The organism is Cnuibacter physcomitrellae (genome assembly GCF_014640535.1).
In the GTDB taxonomy this organism is placed as follows: Bacteria; Actinomycetota; Actinomycetes; order Actinomycetales; family Microbacteriaceae; genus Cnuibacter; species Cnuibacter physcomitrellae.
This window is the reverse complement of sequence record NZ_BMHD01000001.1, coordinates 292,172-305,589: the sequence shown is the minus strand read 5'-3', so window position 1 is coordinate 305,589 and position 13,418 is coordinate 292,172. Positions and strand designations below refer to the sequence as shown.

Here is a 13,418-nt window from a genome sequence, read left to right as displayed (position 1 = left end):
AGGGGCGTCAGTTCGCCAGGAGTTGCGCGTACAGCGAGCGGACGGGACCGGAGAGCGCCGCCCTCACATCGCGGCTGACCTGGTCGGCGAGCGCCTCGTCCTCGTCGGCGGCGACCGCGTCCCAGATGCTCGCCACCACCTCGGCCGGGTCGTTCTTCTCCGCGTCGACGTCGGCGATCATCGGGGTGTCGGTGTATCCGAGGTGCGCCCCCACCACCAGGGTGCCCTGAGGGGCGAGCTCCACACGGAGCGAGTTGGTGAGGGACCAGAGCGCCGCCTTCGACGCGGAGTACCCGCCGGCGATCGCGAGCCAGCTGAGCACCGAGTGCACGTCGACCAGCGCTCCTCCCCCGCGCGACGCCAGCACGGGAGCGAAGGCCTTGGCGACACGCAGCGCCCCGAAGACGTTGGTGGCGAAGACGCGCTCGACGTCCTCGACGCTCGAGGCGAGCAAGGAGGACGCGCCGCCGACGCCGGCGTTGTTGATGACGATGTCCACGTCAGGGGCTGCGACGACGGCGGCCGCGACGCTCGCCTCGTCGGTGACGTCGAGGGCGAGCGGCTCCACCCGTGCGTCCTCCCACTGCCGAGGCCTCCGCGCGGTGGCGTAGACGCGGGAGGCGCCGCGGGCGAGCGCCTGCTCGACGAAGTTCCGGCCGAGACCGCCGTTCGCACCGGTGACCAGCACCGTCGTTCCGGAGATGTCCATGATCTGCTCCTTACGGGATCCGTGCCGCGCTCTCGCGGGCCTCGTAGCTGAGTTCGGAATCCAGACTCTAATGCACCGCAGTTCACTTGTCGAACTCAGCTACACTATGAGCATGCTCGGCATCCTCGGCGGCGACGACCGCTGTCCCATCGCCCGCTCCCTCGACGTGCTCGGAGAGAAGTGGACGCTGATGATCGTGCGCGACGCCCTCGCCGGGGCCACGCGCTTCGGTCAGTTCCACGACTCCCTCGGCATCCCCCGAGAGGTGCTCACCGCTCGTCTCGGCAGCCTCGTCGAGGGCGGGGTGCTCGAGCGGCGCTCCTACAAGCCCGAGACCGGCCGGACGCACGAGGAGTACGTGCTGACGGAGGCCGGCCGCGACCTCGCCGTCGTGCTGCTCGCCCTCGGTGGATGGGCGGACCGCCACCACCCGAGCCCGAGGAAGCCGCTGCTGAGCTTCGTCGACGCCGAGTCCGGGAGCCCGCTGGCGGCCGCTGCGGTGGCCGACGGCGAGACCGTCGTGCCGCGCGACCGCATCGCCGCGCGGCTGACCCGCGAACCCGAGGGGAGCATCCGATGACGCACCACGACCTGGTGATCCTGGGCGCGGGCCCTGGCGGCTACGTCGCCGCCGTGCGAGCGGCCCAGCTCGGACTCGACGTCGCCGTCGTCGAACGGAGGTTCTGGGGCGGGGTCTGCCTCAACGTCGGCTGCGTCCCCGCGAAGACGCTGCTCCGCAACGCGGAGGTGGGGCGCATGGTCACCACCGAGGCGAGCACGTTCGGCATCTCGGGCGACGTCTCTCTCGACTACGGCGCCGCCTTCGACCGCAGCCGGTCGGTGAGCGACGCCCGCGCGAAGGGCGTCCGGTTCCTCATGCGCAAGAACGGGGTGACGCAGTACGACGGCGAGGGGACCTTCACCGGGCCCGGGTCGATGTCAGTCACCCTGACGGACGGGACCACGACGGAGCTGACGTTCGACGACGCGATCATCGCGACCGGCTCCACCACGCGGCTCCTGCCCGGCGTGGAGCTCAGCGAGAACGTCGTCACGTATGAGTCGCTCATCCTCACCCGCGAGCTGCCCGACGACATCGTCATCATCGGCGCCGGCGCGATCGGGCTGGAGTTCGCCTATGTGATGTCCGCGTTCGGCGTCGACGTCACCGTGATCGAGTACCTCGACCGTGCGCTTCCGAATGAGGACGCCGACGTGTCGAAGGAGGTGGCACGGCGCTTCCGCGCGCTCGGGGTGCCGATCCTCACCTCCACCCGCGTGCTGTCGGTCGAGGACGACGGGGACCGGGTCACGGTCGGCTACGTCGATCGTGATGGAAACCCCGGCTCGATCACCGCCGCCAAGGCCCTGATCGCCGTGGGCTTCGCTCCGAACGTGGAGGGCTACGGGTTGGAGACCACGGGAGTGCGGCTGACCGAGCGCGGCGCCATCGAGATCGACGACCGGATGCGCACCACGACCCCGGGCCTCTACGCCATCGGCGACGTGACGGCCAAGCTCCAGCTCGCGCACGTCGCCGAGGCGCAGGGCATCGTGGCCGCGGAGACCATCGCCGGCGCCGAGACGATGCCCCTCGGCGACTACCGCATGATGCCGAGGGCGACCTACTTCCAGCCCCAGGTGGCCAGCTTCGGGCTGACCGAGCAGCAGGCGCGCGAGGAGGGATACGACGTGGTCGTGGCGACGTTCCCGATGTCCGCGAACGCGAAGGCGCACGCCCTGGGCGACGCGGGCGGCTTCGTGAAGCTCGTGGCGGACCGGCGGTACCTGGAGCTGCTGGGCGGGCACCTCGTCGGACTCGACGTGTCGGAGCTGCTCCCCGAGCTCACGCTGGCCCAGAAGTGGGACCTCGGCGTGCACGAGCTGGCGCGCAACGTGCACACGCATCCCAGTCTGTCGGAGTCGCTGCAGGATGCGTTCCACGGCCTCGAAGGCGCCTTCATCAACCTGTGATCGCCCGGGCCGACGACGCCCTCGGCACGGCCTGGCGGACGAGGTCGCGGATGCCGGAGGATGGGGGCATGGCTCACACGGTCGACTTCACCAGCGTCTCGACGGCAGGGCTCGAGTCCTCGCCCGTCGTCGAGGCGCTCGCCGGGCTCCGCGCCAACGAGGCCCGCTACTTCAAGAACAAGTACGACCACGACTTCGCCGTCGTGCCGGCGTCGGAGGCGCCCGAGATCGTCGAGTGGGTGCACGGCATCCTCGACGACGAGCGCGGCCTCGAGATCGCCTCACGGCCGCTGGAGGTCACCGAGTTCGTCGTCGACGGCATCCGCATGGCGTACGTGTTCTACGAGAGCGGACTCTCGATCAACGTGATGTACACCCTCGAGGAGGGCGGGAAACGGGCCGTGGGGTTCAAGCTCTCCGACGGCATGGAGGTGCCGGAGGAGCTCGCGGCCTTCACGTTCGCTCGCCAGAGGTCCAAGCTCGCGGGAACCATCCGCGGCTCCTACTTCGTGATCAAGCGCGAGCACTGACGCCGCAGGAGCGTCGCTCAGGAGAGCGTGAGCCAGAGCCACAGTCCGAGGGCCACGAGCGGCATCAGGAAGTCGAGCACCAGGATGGGCCCCGCGTTGTTGACGGCGAGGTTGTGGTTCTTCACGATCTCGCGGATGTGGCCGACTCCGGCCAGCACGAGGAACACCAGGTCGACGATGATCACCGCGAGCCAGAACTCCGGCCCGAAGAAGCCGCCCGTGACACCCGCGATGCCGATGGCGAGGTTCGCGGCCCCCACCTCGTACTGGAACGGTCCTGGGGTCCACCCGATCGAACGGGCGATCGCCGGACCGAAGAAGAGGTGGGCGATCCCGTTCCCGATCCCCGAGGACCCGATGAGGAACAGCACCGCGTTCTGGGTCGTGCTGTAGAGCAGGTCGCCCGTTCCCGAGACCGCGATCGTCACGATCTCGGCGATGAGGAAGAGCACGACGCCCGCGAACGGCAGCAGGCCGACGACGCGGTTCGGCACCTCCTGGGCCCCCGCGCTCCCCGGGCCTGCCTTCGGCGTGTCCCCCGTCATCCTGACCCCCTCCGTGCTCGTGGAGCGACCATAGCGGATGCGGCGAGCCGCAGCCAGGGCCTCTCCTCCTCCGGCTCCACTCCGGTAGCGTGGCGTCCGCGCGACGCCAGAGACGGGCGCGGGGAGGGTGGGGACCATGGCCGCAACGGAGCAGGGCGCCGAGCCCTCCGATCCCCACATCGACACCTCGCTCCTCGCGATCCCCGACGGCTCATACGACGTCACCGCCGTCCGGCCGATCGACGGGCTGTCCTTCTTCACCACCGACGACCCCGCGATGCCGTCGTACCGGGTGATCGCGAACAACCGCCAACCGGTGGCGCTGCGCGACCTCATGATCGCCCCGGTGCGGAGCGGGTACATCGGTGACAGCCACGCCCGGCCCGATCCCGCTCTCACACCGCGGTCGGGCGCGGAGGCGGTGCCCGGGGTGCGCTCGACGGTGGTCTACCTTCCGGTGCGCGACGGCGTCGCGCGAGCCCGGGTGTACCGGCCCGTCGGACTCGAGGGCCCGCACCCCGTGGTGCTCTACGTCCACGGCGGCGGCTTCACGGTCGGATCGTGCGACGACACCGACTACATCACCCGCCGCATCGCCCGGGACGCCCAGGTCATCGTGGTGTCGACGGACTACCGCCTTGCCCCCGAGCACCCCTTCCCGACCCCGCTCGACGACGTCGCGGATGTGTACGAGTGGCTCTGCACCTCGGCGGGCGCCCTCGGGGGCCGCACCGACGTCGGGGTCGTGGCGGCCGGCGACTCAGCCGGGTCGAACTTCGCCGCCGCCCTCCCCCTGGTCGCCGCGAGACGGGGCCTGCGGGCCCCGCGTGCCGTCGTCATGCTCGGGGCGTTCGTCGACTTCGCCCAGGAGCGATGGGATTCATTCCAGCGCCTGGCACCGCGCGGCATCGTCTACGACAGCGCCTTCTTCGGGTTCATCCGAAGCGCGTATCTCCCCACGACGGCGTGGGACGATCCACTGGCGAGCCCGCTCGAAGCGGATCTGACGGGATACCCTCCGACGTTCCTCACCGCCGGGACTCACGACCCGATCGTCGACTCGGCCAAGGCGTTCGCCGAGCGACTCGCCTCTGCGGGCGTCGAGGTGGAGGGCTACTGGCCGGAGGGCATGCCGCACGGGTACTACTTCTTCCCTGACGTCCAGTCGCCGGAGGGCGACATCGTCTTCGACCTCCTCCGCGACTTCCTCGCTCGTCCCGGACGGTGAGTGCAGCGGTCCCGTGGTGAGACCGCCGCGCACTCAGCGTCTGCGGTACGCGTTCACCAGTGGACAGTCGAAGGGGTCGCGGGCCGCGAGCCCGACGCGGTTCAGGTACCCGAGGACCTGCCGATAGGCGACCACGAGGTTGGTCTCCGTGTACGGGATGCCGTTGGCGGTGCAGTGCGCGATGACCATGTGCCTCGCCCGCGCGAGCGCGGGGCGCGACATGCTCGGAAACAGGTGGTGCTCGACCTGGTAGTTGAGGCCGCCCATGAGCGCCGTCATCGGCAGTCCGCCGGAGATGTTCCGCGAGGTGAGCACCTGCTTGCGCAGGAAGTCGATCCTCGAGTCGGCCGGGATGATCGCCATGCCGACATGGTTGGGGGCGAACGAGGCGCCCATGTAGAACCCGAACACGGCCAGCTGCACACCGAGGAACGCGAAGGCCATGCCGACCGGGAGCACCCAGAAGATCACGCCGATGTAGAGGCCCAGGCGGAGGAGGATCGTCGACAGCTCCAGGACCCGCCCGTCGACGGGGCCGCGGCGCAGGAGCGACCTGACGGACAGGTAGTGGAGGTTGAGGCCTTCGAGAAGCAGCAGCGGGAAGAACAGCCAGGCCTGCTTCCGGGTCACCAGGGCCATCAGGCCGTGCTGACGGGCGGCATCCGACTCGAGGAAGGAGACGGTGTCGACCTCGATGTCGGGATCCTTGCCCACCCGGTTCGGGTTGGCATGGTGCTTGGTGTGCTTCGTCATCCACCACTGGTAGCTCATGCCGACGAACGCGGTGCCGAGGACCCGTCCCGCGCGGTCGTTGCGACGGCCGTCGGCGAAGATCTGGCGGTGCGACGCCTCGTGGGCGAGGAACGCGAACTGCGTGAAGATGATGCCGAGCGCCGCGGCGATGAGCAGCTGGAACCACGACTCCTGCAGGAGGACGAACCCGGCGATGGCGCCGCCGAGGGCGAGGACCAGTCCACCGAAGACCGCCCAGTAGAAGCCGGGCCGGTGCCGCAGCAGACCGGCTTCGCGGACGCTGGCGATCAGCGTGGTGTAGCTGCTCGTGATCGAGGGACGATCTCGACGCGGGGTGGTGGTGCGGACGGCGGACGACGCAAGGCTCACAGAGTTCCTGACCGATCGGGTTCGACTTCCCAGCCGTCGTGATGAGGAGCTCCTCGAGGATGCGACCCACGCTACGCGCCGAACCTGGCAGCCCGCCCACCGGCACCCGGGCATCCTCTCGACGATCCGTCCCGCCGCCCCTTGACGGATCACTATTCAGCGATACTATGTACTGGTAGTCAACGACACTGAATACCAGCGACGCTGAGTAGGAGGCCACGTGCCGAAGCAGATCACCGAGATGCTGAAGGGGACTCTCGAGGGCATCGTCCTCGCCATCCTCGCCAGCCGAGCCGCCTACGGGTACGAGATCACCGCGTGGCTCCGCGAGCAGGGCTTCAGCGAGATCGCCGAGGGCACCGTGTACGCCCTGCTCGTGCGGATGGAGCAGAGGAAGCTCGTCGACGTCGAGAAGGTGCCCTCTGAGAAGGGCCCTCCCCGCAAGGTGTACACGCTCAACGCGGCCGGGCGCGCCTACCTGGACGAGTTCTGGAGGAACTGGAGCTTCCTCGCAGAACGCATCGATCGGCTCCACCGAGAAGGAGAGAACTGATGTCGCTGTCGAACATCGCCGCGAAGATCATCGGCGAGAAGAAGCGCTGGCGGGCCTACAAGGCGCGCACGAAGGCGCTGCCCCAGCCGTACCGGGCCACCGTGGACGCGGTGGAGCGGTACCTCATGAACTCCGGCGAGACGCCCACCGACGGACGGCAGCTCGTCCTGCTGTTCGAGGACCTGGCCGACCTCTTCGAGAGCGCTGCCGCCGACGGCACCCCCGTCCGGGACCTGGTCGGGGCCGACCCGGTCGAGTTCGCCGAGACCTTCGCCAGGACGTACTCCGACGGCGGATGGATCGCGAAGGAGCGTGCTCGACTGACGAGGACCATCGACGACCTCGCCGGTGACGGGTCATGAGCACCGCGGCGATCGACGTCCGAGGCCTGCGCAAGTCGTTCAAGGACGTCGCCGTGCTGGGCGGAGTCGATCTCCGCGTCGAGTCCGGGAGCGTGTTCGCGCTCCTCGGGTCCAACGGCGCGGGGAAGACGACGCTCGTCAGGATCCTGAGCACCCTGCTGAGAGCCGACGCGGGCACGGCGACGGTCGCCGGGCGTGACGTGGACCGCGACGCGAGCGGGGTCCGGGCGGCGATCAGCCTCACCGGACAGTTCGCCGCGGTCGACGGCAGGCTCAGTGGCCGGGAGAACCTGGTGCTGATCGCGCGACTTCGCCACCTGCGCAGCCCCGGGGCGGTCGCGGACGAGCTCCTCGAGCGCTTCTCCCTCACTGAGGCGGGATCCCGACGGGCCGACACCTACTCCGGCGGCATGCGCCGCAGGCTCGACATCGCGATGAGCCTGATCGGCGATCCCCGGGTCGTCTTCCTCGACGAGCCCACGACGGGACTCGACCCCGAAGCCCGGCAGGAGGTCTGGCGGGCCATCACGCGGCTCGCCGCGGACGGCACCACCGTCCTGCTGACCACCCAGTACCTGGAGGAGGCGGAGCATCTCGCCGATCGCATCGCGATCCTCCACGAGGGCCGCATCCTCGTCGAGGGCACCCTGGCGGACCTGAGGTCCCTGCTCCCTCCGGCGCACACCGAGTACGTGGTGAGGCAACCCTCCCTCGAGGAGGTCTTCCTCGCCCTGACCCAGAAGGACACCGCATCATGACGACGCACTTCGTCGACGACACCGTCACGCTCACCGGCCGCTCGCTCACCCACGTCCTGCGCAGCCCCGACACGATCATCACGACGGCGGTCATGCCGGTCGCCCTGCTGCTCCTCTTCGTCTTCGTGCTCGGTGGAGCCGTCGACATCGGCGGCGGAGCCGGGCAGGGCTCGTACGTCGACTACCTGCTGCCGGGCATCCTGCTGATCACGATCGCCTCCGGGATCTCCTACACCGCGTATCGGCTGTTCCTCGACGTCCAGGGCGGCATCGTCGAGCGCTTCGAGTCGATGCCCATCGCTCGCTCCTCGGTGCTCTGGGCCCACGTGCTGACGTCGGTCGCCGCGAACCTGATCTCCCTCGCCGTCGTCGTGGGCGTCGCCGTGCTCATCGGGTTCCGCTCCTCGGCGAGCGTGCTCGACTGGCTCGCGGTCACCGGCATCCTCGTGCTCTTCACCCTCGCGCTCACCTGGCTGGCGGTGATCGCCGGGCTGACCGCGAAGACCGTCGACGGCGCGAGCGCGTTCTCCTATCCGCTCATCTTCCTGCCGTTCCTGAGCTCGGCGTTCGTGCCCACCGGGTCGATGCCCGGCCCGGTGCGGTGGTTCGCCGAGAACCAGCCGGTGACGGCGATCGTCGACTCGCTGCGCGCCCTGTTCGCCGGGCAACCCGTGGGCGGGCAGCTCTGGGTCGCCCTCGCGTGGTGCGTCGGCATCCTGCTCGTCACGTGGGCTGCCGCCGTCGTGCTCTTCCGCCGCCGGGTGCGCTGAGGTCGGGGATCAGAGGATCCGGCACACCCGCAGCGTGACGTCGCGCTCGACGACGCCGTCGGATCGCAGCTGAGCGACGACCGCGTCGGCCGCCTCGACGAGCGTGGCGCACGCTGGTCGGGCCGTGGTCACCCCGAGGTTCGCCACGACGACGGTCGAGTCCTCCGACGTGCTCACGCTCGCGGTCGGCTCGCCGCGCGTCACGATCGCCTGCAGGCCGCCCAGCGCGCCGGTGCGGTAGAGGCGCGAGACGCCCTCGACCTCCGAGAGCCTCCCGGTGAGCGCCTCGCTCAGGATGGAATCGTTCATCGCAGCTCCTCGGGAAGTCCATGGATATCGGTGACGGTCACCTCGATGTCGTCCACGTCGAGCACGACGTGGTGCAGGAGCGCCGCCCGCACGGCCGCCCGCAGTGCCGCCACGACGACGGGGATCTCGAACCCGTACGCCACGGTCACCGTGATCTGCAGCCCCACGGGCGCTCCCAACGTCTCGACGTCGCCCTGCAGCCGCACCCGACCCACGAGCAGCCCGTCCTGGGCATCACCTACGGACCGGACCAGCTCGCGGACGGCGCCCTCCGTGATGGCGAGACGCACCGTGGGGTCGGGATACGGGATGGGGATGTCACGTCCGGCGTGGGCGTCCAGGGCGATGTCGGCCATCACCCCGCGGATCCAGCCCTCGTCGTGGGGTGTGGCGCTCTCGGCGGCGTCGAGCGCGCTGAGGGACGTCGCCCGGAGCCGCTCGAGGGCCGAGAGCGCGATCTGGCAGCCCGCCGAGTCGTCGATGGAGGGATCCGCCGGCTGGCGCCCCGCATCCAGGTAGTCGGAGAGCTCCTCGACGGTGTGCCCGTCGAGCCGGTCCTCGTCGAAGAGGTCGCGCTGGTCGTCAGTCATCGCCATCCCTCCATGTCGGTCATCAACGTCCGCCTGCTCCGGGCCAGAAGACCCCGCACCGTCGAGGGTGCGATGCCCAGGGCGTTCCCGATCTCGTCGTAGGACGCTCCACCCCACTCTCGCATGATCCAGGTCTGGCGCTGGAGATCGGGCAGTCGGCTGAGGGCGGCGTCGAGGTCTCCGAGTGCGGCCGCGGCCTCCGCCCGGCGTTCCGGCAGGTCGACCGAGGGGGCGGAGACGGTCCAGCTCTCCTCCAGCACGAGGTGGTCCTTCCTGCGGCGGATGCGGTCGAGGCACTTCGTCGTCACGATCCGCATCAGCCAGCTCCGGAGGACCGAGCCGTCCTCGAGGGTGTCGATGCGGTCCCATGCGGCGATGAGGGCGTCCTGCACGGCGTCGTCCGACTCGAGGGACGAGCCCATCATGCGAGATGCGTAGGCACGGAGCCGGCGGCTGTAGCGACGGACGATCACCTCGAACGCGGAGACGTCGCCGTCTCCGGCGCGAGCGACGAGCAGCGCGTCGGGCGCGTCGTCGAGCGGGTGCCTGGTCATCCCTCTCAGTGACATCCGGAGTCGGGTTCGCCGCAACACCTCTGAGCATTCCTCCAGCCGTCCCCGGGTTCCCTCTCGGGCGATGAACCCTGACCGAACGGCGGACGGACGGAGGAGACCCTGGGGCGGACGGAGCCCGGTCAGGCGCGACCGAGGAGGCGGGACAGCAGGCCGCGCAGGCCGCGGCGGCGGGGACGGACGGCGGGCCAGCCGTGCCGCCGCGCGAGCTCGGCGCTCACGGCGCGGAACCGAGCGGCGTCGAGAGCCACGCCGGCACGCCGCAGTCCGGCCTGGTGGAGCAGGAACACCCGGTCGAGCCTGACCCAGCTGGGTCGGCCGCTGGAGTCCCAGGCGCCGGGTCCGATGCCGATCGTCCACCGGTCGTCGTGCGGCTTGGAGGTCAGCTGCACGCCGACCAGCGAGGAGTCCGGCAGCGAGGCCACGACCAGGACGGGCCTGTCCTTGCCCCGTCCGTCGTGCTCCTCGTAGGGCACCCACGTCCAGACCACCTCGCCGGGGTCGGCCCGGCCGTCGGTCCGCGGCGAGTAGAGGATCGAGAGTCCGCGGAGCGTCTGCGGATCGACCTCCGTCGTCGCCCACCGGCCGGATCGGCCGGGGCTGTCGTCACCCTCGCGTGGAGCCCTCACCCCTCGACCCTAGGGGAACGGGATCAGGCCGCGCCGTACGAGGACTCGTAGCGCGCGAGCCAGTCCTTCTGCTCGACCATCACCGGGTGGGGCTCGCTGTAGACGTGGTCGAAGAGCGCCGAGGCCTCCGGGACGGGCAGCTCGTGCGTGCGACGCCGGATGTCGGCGGCGTGGTCCTCGGCCTCGACGTCGATCGACTCGAAGGTCGCCCCGTCCACCCCGAGCGACTCGAGGTACCGACGGAGCCGGGGCACCGGATCCTTCGCCTGCCACTCGGCGAGCAGCTCCGGCGCCTGGTACTTCGTCGGGTCGTCGGAGGACGTGTGGGCGCCGAGCCGGTACGTGAGGGCCTCGATCATGCGCGGTCCCTCCCCCGCCCGAGCCGCGTCGAGGTGCATTCGCGTCGCGGCATACGAGGCGAGGACGTCGTTGCCGTCGATCTGGGTGCTCGGGATGCCGAACCCCCGCGGTCGCTCGACGAGCGGCACCCTCGACTGGGTCGTGACAGGGACGGAGATCGCCCACTGGTTGTTCTGCACGAAGAAGACCACGGGAGCCTGGCTGCTCGCGCTGAAGACGAACGCCTCGCTGACGTCGCCCTGGCTGGTCGCTCCGTCGCCGAAGTAGCAGAGCACCGCGGTGTCGTCCTCGGTACCCGTGCCCACCATGCCGTCGAGCGCCACGCCCATGGCGTAGCCGGTGGCGTGGAGGGCGTGCGAGCCGATGACCAGCGTGTAGTTGTGGACGTTCCCGTTCGTCGGATCGGTCGCGTCCCATCCACCGTGGGTCAGTCCGCGCAGGAGCGCCACCACCCCGATGAGATCGACCCCGCGGGCGTAGGCGACCGCGTGCTCGCGATACGACGGGAAGAGGTGGTCCTGCCGCCGAGCGGCATGCGCCGACCCGATCTGCGCGGCCTCCTGACCCTGGGAGGGCACCCACAGGCCGAGCTGGCCCTGGCGCTGGAGGTTGTGCCCCTCCTGGTCCATGCGACGCACGACGACCATCTCACGGTAGAAGCCGACGAGATCGTCGGTGGTCAGGTCGTCGAGGTAGGCCGCGAAGGGCTGCGCCGCCTCGCTCGGCTCGTAGGCGCCGTCGACGCTGAGGAAGCGGACGGTCTCGTCGTTGGGGAGCACACGGGCCTTCCATCGGGCGTCGGGGCGGACGTGATCAGTATGGATGCCAGTCCATGCCGCTAGAGGAATTCTTCTCAGGAGGTTGACAACGGGCGGAATGCGTCGGGGAGCGCTCTGCGCATCGACCATCCCGCCAGGACGACGAGGACCGCGACGAGCAGGCTCAACCGGGTGAAGAGCACCGACTGGGCGATCATGTCGAGCGAAAGGGCGAGCGGGACGACGAACCACTCCCAGCGCCTGCTCAGGACGACGAACGGGATGAGCAGGAGGGCGTACCAGCCGTAGCGAGGGCTGACGACGAGGAGCGTGGTGCCGATGAAGACGGTCTGGGCGACCCAGGGCGCGGTCGGGTCGGCGTGACGGATGCACAGCACCGCGGTCACGGCGAGGATCGCCGCCGCGGGGAGGACGGCCACCGGGCCGGGGAGGACGAGGGACAGCAGGGCGAACGCGCTGCCGTCCTGATAGCCCTCCTCGCCGAGGTACCCGGGCAGGTAGCCCAGCACCCCCGGACCGGACTGGGCGACGAACGGGACGTAGAGGGCGGCGAAGGTCGCGAGCGACGCCGCCACCACGAGCCACGCTCCGCGCACCCTGAGGAGCGGGGGCATGACGATCGCCGGGACGAGCTTGGTGGCCACCGCGGCTCCGAGGAGGACGCCGCCCGCGACGAGCCGCAGTCTCCGGCCCCCGCGGCTCTCGCGGGCGGCCGCGTCTCCGCGGTCGCGGCGCGTGCGCCGACGCGCGGCGGACACCACGACGAGGCTGCCCGCGAGCGCGAGGGCGGCGCCGAGCACGTCGACGTGCGAGTTCGTGACCGCCTCGGTCGCCACGAACGGGCACCATCCCCAGGCGGCCGCCCAGCGCGCCGATCGCCAGCGGTCCCCCGCACCGCGTCGCCGCAGCGCCAGCAGCAGCATGGTCGTCACGGAGAGCGAGACGAGCAGTCCGCCCACCTGGAACGGCCAGTACTCGGCGTCCACCGGGACGACCGCCCGGACGCCGGCGAAGTACAGCTCGGCTGACGGCGGATAGATCGTGGGCACCTGAGGGCGGTTGATCGCCGTGCAGAGCGGCTGGTCGTCCGGCACGGTCCTGGTGCCGTCGATGCGCAGTCCCGCGCACTCGAGCGTGCCGTTCTCGAAGACCCTCGTCGTCGGGAAGAGCCAGTCGGTGCGATACGGAGCGAGCGCATCCGCCGCCGGCACGTCGGCATAGGGCGAGAGGCCCTCGTTCTGGAGGATCCCGTCCCAGCTGTACCGCGCGGAGTCGGTGCTCGTGTTGGGCGGGCCGGCCAGGGCAGCCCCGCCGACCAGCACGGCTCCGAGGAGCACCACGGCCGGGACCGCGCGGTCGGGGACCCGCCCGAGCAGCGCCATCGAGACGCCGAAGAGGAGCCAGGCCAGGAGGGTCATGACGACGAAGGCGGGCGCCTGCGAGCCGTCGAAGAGCTGCATGCGCGACGCCATGACGCCGATCACGACGGCGACCGCGAGCGCTCCGACGAGCGCGGCCAGCGCGGCGAGCGCGGCCATGCTGCGGCGTCTCCGCGGATCGCGGCTCGGCTCGGTCACGCGGGTGCTCCTGTCACGCGGGTGCTCCTGACTGGATGGGTGGTGTCTGCC

17 protein-coding genes are annotated in these 13,418 nt (G+C 70.4%); 8 read left to right on the top strand and 9 right to left on the bottom strand.

The window, feature by feature from the left end; genetic code table 11:
* Positions 1-7 precede the first annotated feature (7 nt).
* On the bottom strand, positions 8-709 hold the full coding sequence (locus tag IEX69_RS01480; protein WP_308420475.1) for an SDR family oxidoreductase: 702 nt from the start codon (positions 707-709) through the stop codon (positions 8-10).
* A 112-nt stretch (positions 710-821) separates the two neighbouring features.
* Between IEX69_RS01480 and IEX69_RS01475 the strand changes: the two genes are divergently transcribed.
* The 3 genes from IEX69_RS01475 to IEX69_RS01465 all read left to right on the top strand — a co-directional run bounded on the left by IEX69_RS01475 (position 822) and on the right by IEX69_RS01465 (position 3,213).
* Positions 822-1,289, top strand: a complete 468-nt coding sequence (locus tag IEX69_RS01475; RefSeq protein WP_085021426.1) for a winged helix-turn-helix transcriptional regulator — start codon at positions 822-824, stop codon at positions 1,287-1,289.
* The gene (gene lpdA, locus IEX69_RS01470) at positions 1,286-2,683 is read left to right on the top strand and encodes a dihydrolipoyl dehydrogenase (RefSeq protein ID WP_085019372.1); all 1,398 of its coding nucleotides are present in this window, start codon (positions 1,286-1,288) and stop codon (positions 2,681-2,683) included. Before IEX69_RS01475 ends, lpdA begins: the two co-directional genes overlap by 4 nt.
* 68 nt (positions 2,684-2,751) lie before the next feature.
* Positions 2,752-3,213, top strand: a complete 462-nt coding sequence (locus tag IEX69_RS01465; RefSeq protein WP_085021425.1) for a DUF8821 family protein — start codon at positions 2,752-2,754, stop codon at positions 3,211-3,213.
* A 17-nt stretch (positions 3,214-3,230) separates the two neighbouring features.
* Here the strand turns inward: IEX69_RS01465 and IEX69_RS01460 are convergent, their stop codons facing one another.
* Entirely contained in the window at positions 3,231-3,758 is a 528-nt protein-coding gene (locus tag IEX69_RS01460; RefSeq protein WP_085019371.1) for a DUF6790 family protein, read from the bottom strand.
* Positions 3,759-3,894: 136 nt separating this feature from the next.
* Between IEX69_RS01460 and IEX69_RS01455 the strand changes: the two genes are divergently transcribed.
* On the top strand, positions 3,895-4,986 hold the full coding sequence (locus IEX69_RS01455; RefSeq protein WP_085019370.1) for an alpha/beta hydrolase: 1,092 nt from the start codon (positions 3,895-3,897) through the stop codon (positions 4,984-4,986).
* 33 nt (positions 4,987-5,019) lie between these two features.
* Here IEX69_RS01455 and IEX69_RS01450 read toward each other — a convergent pair whose 3' ends face one another.
* Entirely contained in the window at positions 5,020-6,108 is a 1,089-nt protein-coding gene (locus IEX69_RS01450; protein ID WP_229756200.1) for a fatty acid desaturase family protein, read from the bottom strand.
* Between the two features lie 220 nt (positions 6,109-6,328).
* Between IEX69_RS01450 and IEX69_RS01445 the strand changes: the two genes are divergently transcribed.
* From IEX69_RS01445 to IEX69_RS01430, 4 genes are read left to right on the top strand one after another with little or no spacing between them, the layout of a single operon-like run.
* Positions 6,329-6,661 carry a PadR family transcriptional regulator gene (locus IEX69_RS01445; RefSeq protein ID WP_085019368.1) on the top strand — a complete coding sequence of 111 codons (333 nt, stop codon included), beginning with the start codon at positions 6,329-6,331 and terminating at the stop codon, positions 6,659-6,661.
* Positions 6,661-7,023: a DUF1048 domain-containing protein gene (locus IEX69_RS01440; RefSeq protein ID WP_085019367.1), complete on the top strand. Its 363-nt coding sequence runs from the start codon at positions 6,661-6,663 to the stop codon at positions 7,021-7,023. Before IEX69_RS01445 ends, IEX69_RS01440 begins: the two co-directional genes overlap by 1 nt.
* Entirely contained in the window at positions 7,020-7,781 is a 762-nt protein-coding gene (locus tag IEX69_RS01435) for an ABC transporter ATP-binding protein (RefSeq protein WP_085019366.1), read from the top strand. Before IEX69_RS01440 ends, IEX69_RS01435 begins: the two co-directional genes overlap by 4 nt.
* On the top strand, positions 7,778-8,551 hold the full coding sequence (locus IEX69_RS01430) for an ABC transporter permease (protein ID WP_085019365.1): 774 nt from the start codon (positions 7,778-7,780) through the stop codon (positions 8,549-8,551). Before IEX69_RS01435 ends, IEX69_RS01430 begins: the two co-directional genes overlap by 4 nt.
* Before the next feature lie 9 nt (positions 8,552-8,560).
* Here IEX69_RS01430 and IEX69_RS01425 read toward each other — a convergent pair whose 3' ends face one another.
* The 6 genes from IEX69_RS01425 to IEX69_RS01400 all read right to left on the bottom strand — a co-directional run bounded on the left by IEX69_RS01425 (position 8,561) and on the right by IEX69_RS01400 (position 13,367).
* Entirely contained in the window at positions 8,561-8,860 is a 300-nt protein-coding gene (locus tag IEX69_RS01425) for a hypothetical protein (RefSeq protein ID WP_085019364.1), read from the bottom strand.
* Entirely contained in the window at positions 8,857-9,450 is a 594-nt protein-coding gene (locus IEX69_RS01420; RefSeq protein ID WP_085021424.1) for a hypothetical protein, read from the bottom strand. The genes IEX69_RS01425 and IEX69_RS01420 overlap by 4 nt, the downstream gene beginning before the upstream one ends.
* On the bottom strand, positions 9,447-10,004 hold the full coding sequence (locus IEX69_RS01415; protein ID WP_157127154.1) for an RNA polymerase sigma factor: 558 nt from the start codon (positions 10,002-10,004) through the stop codon (positions 9,447-9,449). The genes IEX69_RS01420 and IEX69_RS01415 overlap by 4 nt, the downstream gene beginning before the upstream one ends.
* A gap of 140 nt (positions 10,005-10,144) precedes the next feature.
* Entirely contained in the window at positions 10,145-10,651 is a 507-nt protein-coding gene (locus tag IEX69_RS01410; RefSeq protein ID WP_085019362.1) for a type II toxin-antitoxin system PemK/MazF family toxin, read from the bottom strand.
* 23 nt (positions 10,652-10,674) lie between these two features.
* Positions 10,675-11,790: a thiamine pyrophosphate-dependent dehydrogenase E1 component subunit alpha gene (locus IEX69_RS01405; protein WP_229756199.1), complete on the bottom strand. Its 1,116-nt coding sequence runs from the start codon at positions 11,788-11,790 to the stop codon at positions 10,675-10,677.
* A gap of 74 nt (positions 11,791-11,864) precedes the next feature.
* A complete protein-coding gene (locus IEX69_RS01400; protein ID WP_085019360.1) occupies positions 11,865-13,367 on the bottom strand; it encodes a glycosyltransferase 87 family protein in 1,503 nt (500 codons plus the stop codon).
* Positions 13,368-13,418 lie beyond the last annotated feature (51 nt).

Bases quoted from the DNA above. Each gene is read 5' to 3' on its own strand.
- IEX69_RS01480 (WP_308420475.1), bottom strand. From the start codon at position 709: ATGGACATCTCCGGAACGACGGTGCTGGTCACCGGTGCGAACGGCGGT.
- IEX69_RS01475 (WP_085021426.1), top strand. From the start codon at position 822: ATGCTCGGCATCCTCGGCGGCGACGACCGCTGTCCCATCGCCCGCTCC.
- lpdA (WP_085019372.1), top strand. From the start codon at position 1,286: ATGACGCACCACGACCTGGTGATCCTGGGCGCGGGCCCTGGCGGCTAC.
- IEX69_RS01465 (WP_085021425.1), top strand. From the start codon at position 2,752: ATGGCTCACACGGTCGACTTCACCAGCGTCTCGACGGCAGGGCTCGAG.
- IEX69_RS01460 (WP_085019371.1), bottom strand. From the start codon at position 3,758: ATGACGGGGGACACGCCGAAGGCAGGCCCGGGGAGCGCGGGGGCCCAG.
- IEX69_RS01455 (WP_085019370.1), top strand. From the start codon at position 3,895: ATGGCCGCAACGGAGCAGGGCGCCGAGCCCTCCGATCCCCACATCGAC.
- IEX69_RS01440 (WP_085019367.1), top strand. From the start codon at position 6,661: ATGTCGCTGTCGAACATCGCCGCGAAGATCATCGGCGAGAAGAAGCGC.
- IEX69_RS01435 (WP_085019366.1), top strand. From the start codon at position 7,020: ATGAGCACCGCGGCGATCGACGTCCGAGGCCTGCGCAAGTCGTTCAAG.
- IEX69_RS01430 (WP_085019365.1), top strand. From the start codon at position 7,778: ATGACGACGCACTTCGTCGACGACACCGTCACGCTCACCGGCCGCTCG.
- IEX69_RS01425 (WP_085019364.1), bottom strand. From the start codon at position 8,860: ATGAACGATTCCATCCTGAGCGAGGCGCTCACCGGGAGGCTCTCGGAG.
- IEX69_RS01420 (WP_085021424.1), bottom strand. From the start codon at position 9,450: ATGACTGACGACCAGCGCGACCTCTTCGACGAGGACCGGCTCGACGGG.
- IEX69_RS01415 (WP_157127154.1), bottom strand. From the start codon at position 10,004: ATGACCAGGCACCCGCTCGACGACGCGCCCGACGCGCTGCTCGTCGCT.